This is a genomic window from Mesorhizobium sp. (genome assembly GCF_017306585.1).
In the GTDB taxonomy this organism is placed as follows: domain Bacteria; phylum Pseudomonadota; class Alphaproteobacteria; order Rhizobiales; family Rhizobiaceae; genus Mesorhizobium.
This window is the reverse complement of the sequence record NZ_JAFKIC010000137.1, coordinates 35,870-43,968: the sequence shown is the minus strand read 5'-3', so window position 1 is coordinate 43,968 and position 8,099 is coordinate 35,870. Positions and strand designations below refer to the sequence as shown.

Here is an 8,099-nt window from a genome sequence, read left to right as displayed (position 1 = left end):
CATCACCAAGGCCAACCAGGAAGGGTTGGTGAAGGTCTATATCGACGGTGAAGTCTCCGAATGCGTCCAGCTCGAGGACGAGCTGTCGCGCCGCTATGGTCTCGACTATTGCGAGGTGGTTCCGGATTTCGATTCCGAGGACCTGCCGCTCAAGGCGCTCGGCATTGCCGGCGCGCAGTTCCTCAAGCGCGAGATCGAGCGCGGCGAACAGGCGCTGATCGGCGTCGGCCACGGCCGCACGCTCGCCGCCTGCGTGGAATATCTGCCGCGCACCTCGACAGACAAGATCCGCTTCGTTTCGCTACTGGGCGGCCTGACGAGAAAGTTCTCGGCCAACCCGCATGACGTGATCCATCGGCTGGCCGAACGCACCGGCGCGGAAGCCTATGTCATGCCGGTGCCGATGTTCGCCAACACTGCCGAGGACCGCGCCGTGCTGCTCGGCCAGAAAGGCATCAGCGAGGTCTTCGACCTCGCTCGCTCCGCCGACCTGTTGTTTGCCGGCGTCGGCACCGCCGAGCGCGAAGCATCGCTGGTCGCCACCGGCATGATCGAGAAGGGCGAGATGGAGGAGATCCGCCGCAATGGCGGTGTCGGCGAATTGCTCGGCCATTTCTTCGACGATGCCGGCAAGGCGGTCGCCACCACCGTTTCCGACCGGGCGCTGGCGCTGTCGCGCGAAGACATAGCCAGCCGCCGGATCGTCGCCGTCGCCGGCGGCAAGATCAAGGTTCGCGCCATCAGGTCGGTGCTGGAGGGCCGCTATCTCAAGGGGCTGATCACAGACGAGCGGACGGCGCGATTGCTCGTGGAAGAGACGCCGGTCGGGTAGCCGGCAACAGTTCAGTTGAAACTACCCTGTGGAGGAGAAGACGAAATGCATGAGAAAGAGAAAGACCTCATAGACGCCTTCCTGCGCGGACAAGTCGACCGTCGTGGACTGATCAAGGGCCTGGGTGCGATGGGCCTCGCCGCCGGCACCGCCGGCACGCTGCTCAATCTCGGGCAGACCCGCGCGCTCGCCGCCGATTTCGACTGGAAGGCGCACAAGGGCAAGACCATCAAGCTGCTGCTCAACAAGCATCCCTATGCCGACGCCATGATCGCCGATCTGGAGAACTTCAAGCAGCTTACCGGCATGAACGTCGTCTATGACGTGTTCCCCGAGGACGTCTATTTCGACAAGGTCACGGCGGCACTTTCGGCGAGCTCGCCCGAGTACGATGCCTTCATGACCGGCGCCTACATGACCTGGACCTATGGTCCGGCCGGCTGGATCGCCGACCTCAACGAATGGATCAAGGATCCGGCCAAGACCAACCCTAACTATGCCTGGGACGATATGCTGCCGGGCGTGAGATCATCCTGCGCCTGGAACGGCAAGCCGGGTGGGGCGCTGGGTTCCGAAGACGCCAAGCAGTGGTGCATTCCGTGGGCGTTCGAGCAGAACAACATCACCTACAACAAGGGCATGTTCGACAAGGTCGGTGTCGGCGTTCCCGGCAACATGGACGAGATGATCGCGACGGCGGCCAAGCTGCAGAAGGACATTGGCGGCGGTGTCTACGGCATCGGCGTGCGTGGCTCGCGCTCCTGGGCAACGATCCATCCGGGCTTCCTGTCGGCTTACTCGAACTTCAACGAGAAGGACCTGACTGTTTCCGCCGACGGCAAGCTCGCGGCGGCGATGAACACGGCCGGTTCCAAGGCCTTCCACGCCAAATGGGTGCAGATGATCCAGGAAAGCGGCCCCAAGGACTGGTCGACCTATACCTGGTACCAGGTCGGCACCGATCTCGGCGCCGGCGCTTCGGCGATGATCTTCGACGCCGACTGCCTCGGCTACTTCATGAACGGCGGCGACAACAAGATGGCCGGCAAGCTCGCCTATGCCGCCTTCACCGCCAATCCCGAGGCCAAGGCCTCGACGCCCAACATCTGGATCTGGTCGCTGGCGATGTCCAACTTCTCCAAGGACAAGGACGCGACCTGGTACTTCCTGCAATGGGCCTCGGGCCCCGAGCACGGCCTGTTCGGCGCCACCAAGATGGATTTCGTCGATCCCGTCCGCCAGTCGGTGTGGAAGGACGAAATGTTCCGCCAGAAGCTGAACAAGAGCTATCCGGGCTATGTCGAGATGTTCGACGCCTCGGCCGCCGGCGCCTCGATCAAGTTCACCGCGCAGCCGCTGTTCTTCGACCTCACCACCGAATGGGCGGCGACGCTGCAGAAGATGGTTGCCAAGGAATTGCCGGTTGACGAGGGTCTCGACAAGCTGGCCGAGAGCATCAACGGCCAGCTCAAGGAAGCCGGGCTCGGTTAGGCCCGGACCGGATGCTGGCCTGCTCCGGCGGGCCAGCCCAACCAGCCATTTCACGTCTGCGACGCGGCGTCTGGAGCAAGGGGTAAACCCGTTGCCCGAAGCGCCGCCAATTCGCCCCCCGGCCGCCTGGCTCCCTCAGGCGGCCGGCCGGGCGGGACAACAGGGATCACGGAGCAGCGGATGACTGCCGCAACAACCCACAGGGCCGGGCCGTCCGGCTTCAGGATCAGCAAGCGGGTGCTGCCTTATGTGCTCAGCCTGCCGGCCTTGCTTGTCTGCATCGGTATCCTGATCCCGTTCCTGACGTCGGTCGTCTATTCGTTCCAGCGCTACAGGCTAAGCCAGCCCTGGGCGCGGCAGTTCAATTGGGGCGACAATTACATTTCGTTCTTCACCGACCCGAAGTTCTGGAACACGCTCAAGGTATCGCTGCTCTATGCCGGCACCACTGTCGTGCTGGAACTGCTTCTCGGCCTCGCCATAGCCTTGCTCCTGCAGAAGCGCTCGACGTTGAACAACTTCATTTCGATCATGCTTTTGATGCCGCTGATGACGGCGCCAGCACTTGCCGCGCTGATGTGGAAGCTGATGACCAACCCCGGCTTCGGTGTGCTCAGCTATCTCGCCAGCCTGATCGGGCTGCATGATTTCCGCTGGGCCTCGTCGCCGTCGACGGCGCTGTTCACCGTGGTGCTGGTCGATATCTGGGTCTACACGCCCTTCATCATGATCCTGCTGCTTGCCGGCCTGCGCAGCCTGCCGACGCAGCCCTTCGAGGCGGCCGCGCTCGATGGTGTGCCGAGGAGCTTCGTCTTTTTCCGCATCACGCTGCCGATGCTGACGCCCTACATCCTGACGGCGACCTTGTTTCGGCTGCTCGATTCCATCCAGCAGTTCGACATCATCTATGCCATGACGCAAGGAGGACCGGGCGACACGCTGACCGTCTTCCAGGTCGAGGCCTATCTCAACTTCTTTCAGTCGACCAATGTCGGCCGCTCGGCGGCGCTGATGATCATCCTGTGGGCGATCACCTATTTCCTTTCCAACATCTTCATCAAGAACTGGCTGCGGCTGCGCGAACGCGCCCGTGGCCAGGCATAGGAGGCGGCGATGGAACACACTTCCCTCATCGAACGCATCCTGCGCGGCATCGCGCTGACGCTGGTCGTGATCTTCTTCATGTTCCCGATCCTCTGGATCTTCATGATGTCGTTCCAGACCAACGAGACCATCCTGCGCATCCCGCCGCAGCTGATCTTCGAACCGACGCTCGCCAACTACACGGCGCTGATCACCGGCAAGCTGATGACCGCCGCCGGCACGCTCGACATCGCTTTCATGCGCAACCTCTGGAATTCGGTGTTCCTGTCCGTCACCTCGGTCGCGGTCTCGCTGCTGCTCGGCGTGCCGGCCGCCTACGCCTTCGCGCGGCACAAATTCCGGGGCTCGGAGGACATCGCCTTCACGCTTCTGTCGTTCAAGTTCGCGCCGGCGCTGCTGGTACTCCTGCCGCTCACCCTCTATTTCCAGAAGCTTGGGCTGGCCAACACCTATTTCGGCCTGATCTGGGTCTACCAGCTGATCTGCCTGCCGCTGATCCTGTGGATCGTGCGCGGCTATTTCGAGGATATACCGGCCGACATCGAATATGCCTACCGCATCGGCGGCCATTCCTGGTTCGCGACGTTCCGCAAGATCGCCCTGCCGCTTGCCGGCCCTGGCATTGCGGCGGCCGGCCTGCTCGCCTTCATCTTCGCCTGGAACAATTTCGTCTTCGCGCTGGTGCTCGCCTCGGCCGACAAGCAGCCGGTGACGGTCGGCGCGCTGGCCTTCATCACCTCCTCGGGCATCCAGTACGGCCAGATTTCGGCGGCCATCGTGCTGTCGATCACGCCGACGCTGGCGCTCGCCCTCTACGCACAGCGCTATCTGGTCGAAGGCCTCTCGCTCGGCGCGGTGAAAGGATAGACATGGCCAGCCTCGAACTGAAAAATATCGTCAAGCGCTACAAGAGCCACACCGTGCTCGACAATCTGTCGCTGACGGTCGCCGACGGCGAGACCCTCGTGCTGTTCGGTCCGTCCGGAGCCGGCAAGACGGTGCTGCTCAGGTTGGTTGCCGGCGTCATCGACCCGGACGAGGGGAAAATACTCATCGGCGGCGATGACATGACGGATGTCGACGCGGAATTTCGCGGTGTCGGCATGGCCTTCCAGAACTTTGCACTGTTTCCGCATATGAGCGCGTTCGACAACATCGCCACCCCGCTGGAAGCCAAGCGGTCCTCGCAGGGCGCGATCAAGGCCGGCGTCGATAGCGTCGCCAAGCTGTTGAAGATCGCCCATGTGCTCTCCCACAAGCCGCGCGCGCTCTCCAACGGCCAGAAGCAGCGCACCGCGCTTGCCCGCGCGCTTGTCGGCTCGCCGCCGCTGCTCCTGCTCGACGATCCCTTGCGCAACGTCGATGCCAAGCTGCGCTTCGAGATGCGGCTGGAACTGCCGAGGCTGCTCGCAGATCGCGGCGCGACCGTCGTCTATGTCACCCAGGACTACAAGGAAGCCATGGCGCTCGGCGACCGGATCGCGGTGATGTCGCAAGGCGTCATCCGGCAGCTCGGCACGCCCGAGCAGATCTACCGCGAGCCGGCCAATATCGAGATCGCGCGGCCGTTTGGCGATCCAACGATCAACCTGCTTGACGTCAAGCCAGCACGGGATGCCCGGGGGATCTATGTCGGCCTGTCCAATGTCCAGGTCCATCTCGCCGAAGCGCCCGAGACCGCCATCGGCCGCGACTGCGTCATCGGGCTCAGGCCCGAATCGCTGCACTTCGTTGCCGACAATCAACCCGGCGCCATACCGGTGACCGTCGAGGCCGAAACGCCGCTCAACGAAAAGATCGTCACCCTGGTGCGCACCGTGCGCGGCCGCGAAATCCTGGTCTCCCGGCCGGCCGGCACGCCCGGCCGCAATGAGGGCAGGGCGCATATCGCCGTCGACGGCAAGAGCGCCTTGCTGTTCGATCATGCGAGCGGCGAGCGCATTGGCGCGAAGACTGTCGTCAAGCTGCGCAACGGAGAAGCGGCATGAGCCCAAGCGCACTCACAATATCTGAAGTCGACAAGTTCTATGGCCCGATCGATCGGGGCGTCCACGCCGTCAAGAAGTTGACGATGGAAATCGCCAGGGGCGAGATCGTGGCGCTGCTTGGCTCCTCTGGCTGCGGCAAGACCTCGACGCTGCGCATGATCGCCGGCTTCGAGGAGGTTTCGCGCGGCGCCATTTCGGTCGGCGGCCGCCAGGTTCACACCTTGCCGCCGGTGAAGCGCAACGTCGCGATGGCCTTCGAGGGCTATTCGCTCTACCCACCGCTGACCGTGCGCGAAAACATGGCCTTTGCCCTGAAAGCCGCCCGGCTGGCCAAGAGCGAAGTCGACGCCAAGGTCGCCAGCATCGCCAAGCTGCTCGAGATCGAAGACATACTGGAGCGCTATCCCAGCTCCATCTCCGGTGGCCAGCAGCAACGCGCCAGTCTCGGACGGGCGTTGATCCGCGACGCCGACCTGCATCTCCTGGATGAACCGATGGGGCAGCTCGAGCCGCAGCTTCGCGCCGTGCTGCGCGGCCGCATCAAGCATTTCATCAAGGAGCGCGGCCTGACCGCCATCCTGGTCACCCACGACCAGACCGAGGCCAATGCGCTCGCCGACCGCATCGCCGTCATGGAAGGCGGCGTGCTGCAGCAGTTCGACACGCCGGACCGGATCAAGGAGCGGCCGGCGAACCTGTTCACCGGCACGTTCGTCGGCGAGCCGCCGATGAACGTCTTCGAGGCCTTCGTTGCGGCCGCTCCAGGCAAGATCAGCCTCAAGCTTCCCGACGGCCTGTCGCTCGACTACGACAAGGATGCCTTCAGCGCCCCGGTCCGTGATCAACTGCTCAGCCGCGATCGGGTCATGATCGGCATCAGGCCCTATGCGGTCCGGCGCTCGAAGGACGGTGTTCCGGCAAGGGTCTCCGCCAATCAGTGGCTCGGCGACCAGACCCACATCGCGGCGGACTTTGCCGGCGGTTCGCTGGTGCTGGTCGAGCATGACCGCACCCGCCTCGATCTCGGCGCGCCGATCAATGTCAGCATCGACCCGAAGAACCTGCATGTCTTCGATCAAGCAAGCGGCATGGCGATCTCGCACGGCATGGAGCTTGCGTGATGCGAGATCTGCTCATCGGCATCGACGCCGGCACTTCGGTTATCAAGTCGATCGCTTTCGACCTGGCTGGCCGGCAGATCGCCGCCGCAGCGCTGCCGAACCACTATGAGACGCTGCCGGGCGGCGGCGCCGAACAGAATCTGGCGCGAACCTGGGCCGATGCCGCAGCCACCTTGCGCCAGCTCGCCGACAAGGTTCCCGATCTCGCACGCCGCACTGCCGCCATCGCCGTGACCGGGCAGGGCGACGGGACGTGGCTCATCGATGCCAAGGGCGAGCCGGTCGCCAAGGGCTGGCTCTGGCTCGACGCGCGCGCCGCCGCCGTGGTCGAGGAAATCCGCGCGCGGCCGGAGGACCGGCTGCGTTTCGAAAAGACCGGCAGCGGGCTCGCCGCCTGCCAGCAGGGCTCGCAATTCGTCTTCATGAAGCGCGCCATGCCCGAAATACTGGGCAAGGCGGCGACTGCCTTTCACTGCAAGGACTGGCTCTATTTCAAGCTGACCGGCGAGCGCGCCACCGATCCGTCGGAGGGAACCTTCACCTTCGGCGATTTCCACACCCGCGACTATTGCGATGACGTGCTCGACGTGCTCGGCGTTGGCGATCTGAGGCATCTTTTGCCGCCCATCACCGACGGCACCAGTCACAGCGCCGGACTGTCGGCGGCCGCGGCCGGCGTCACCGGCATGCTTGCCGGCACGCCGGTGGTGCTCGGCTATGTCGATGTCGTCTGCACCGCGCTCGGCGCCGGCCTGTTCGACCGCCAGCGCAAGCCCGGCTGCTCGATCGTCGGTTCCACCGGCATGCACATGCGGCTCGCCGAAACGCCTGATGACGTGCAGCTCAACGAGGCGGCGACCGGTTACACGATGGCGATGCCGGCGCCCGGCGTGTTCGCGCAGATGCAGTCCAACATGGCCGCCACGCTCAACATCGACTGGGTGCTCGGGCTTGCCTCCGGCATTCTCGCCTCGCAAGGCATAACCCGCAGCAATGGCGAGATGATCGCACTGGTCGATGCCTGGATATCGGCCTCGCAACCGGCGTCGCTGCTTTACCAGCCCTATGTGTCGGAAGCCGGCGAGCGCGGCCCGTTCGTCGATGCCAACGCCAGGGCGGGTTTCGTCGGCATCTCCTCGCGCCACGGCTATGCCGATCTGGTGCGCGCCGTCTTCGAGGGCCTGGCGTTCGCGGCGCGCGACTGTTACGCGGCGATGGGGCCGCTGCCGCGCGAAATCCGCCTGACCGGTGGCGCCGCCAGAAGCCCGGCGCTGCGCAAGATCCTCGGCGCCGCCATCGGCGCCGACACGCGCACCAGCGCCCGCGAGGAAGCAGGCGCCGCAGGTGCCGCGATGATCGCGGCGGTCTGCATCGGCCAGTACGCGTCCATGGACGACTGCGTCGGTGAGTGGGTGACGCCCTTGCTCGGCGAGGCCGAGCCGAGCGACCGCGACCTCGCCGCGATCTACGACAGGATGACCCCCTCCTACATGTTGGCGCACCAGGCACTGCGGCCCGTGTGGCGCTCAATGGCAGCATCGCAGGCAGATTGAGAAGCAGAGT

At 64.5% G+C, this 8,099-nt stretch carries 7 protein-coding genes; all 7 read left to right on the top strand.

The window, feature by feature from the left end:
* The coding region (locus tag J0I79_RS14125; RefSeq protein WP_292859362.1) for a sugar-binding transcriptional regulator at window positions 1–832 on the top strand (832 nt) is incomplete at its 5' end.
* 45 nt (window positions 833–877) lie between these two features.
* Window positions 878–2,323 (top strand): extracellular solute-binding protein, encoded by a 1,446-nt coding sequence (locus J0I79_RS14120; protein ID WP_292859359.1) that lies wholly within the window; start codon window positions 878–880, stop codon window positions 2,321–2,323.
* 180 nt (window positions 2,324–2,503) lie between these two features.
* Window positions 2,504–3,427: a sugar ABC transporter permease gene (locus tag J0I79_RS14115; RefSeq protein WP_292859355.1), complete on the top strand. Its 924-nt coding sequence runs from the start codon at window positions 2,504–2,506 to the stop codon at window positions 3,425–3,427.
* 9 nt (window positions 3,428–3,436) lie between these two features.
* A complete protein-coding gene (locus tag J0I79_RS14110) occupies window positions 3,437–4,294 on the top strand; it encodes a carbohydrate ABC transporter permease (protein WP_292859352.1) in 858 nt (285 codons plus the stop codon).
* A 2-nt stretch (window positions 4,295–4,296) separates the two neighbouring features.
* Entirely contained in the window at window positions 4,297–5,415 is a 1,119-nt protein-coding gene (locus tag J0I79_RS14105; RefSeq protein ID WP_292859349.1) for an ABC transporter ATP-binding protein, read from the top strand.
* Window positions 5,412–6,536: an ABC transporter ATP-binding protein gene (locus J0I79_RS14100; protein WP_292859346.1), complete on the top strand. Its 1,125-nt coding sequence runs from the start codon at window positions 5,412–5,414 to the stop codon at window positions 6,534–6,536. The genes J0I79_RS14105 and J0I79_RS14100 overlap by 4 nt, the downstream gene beginning before the upstream one ends.
* Window positions 6,536–8,089, top strand: a complete 1,554-nt coding sequence (locus J0I79_RS14095; protein ID WP_292859343.1) for an FGGY-family carbohydrate kinase — start codon at window positions 6,536–6,538, stop codon at window positions 8,087–8,089. Before J0I79_RS14100 ends, J0I79_RS14095 begins: the two co-directional genes overlap by 1 nt.
* Window positions 8,090–8,099: the final 10 nt, after the last annotated feature.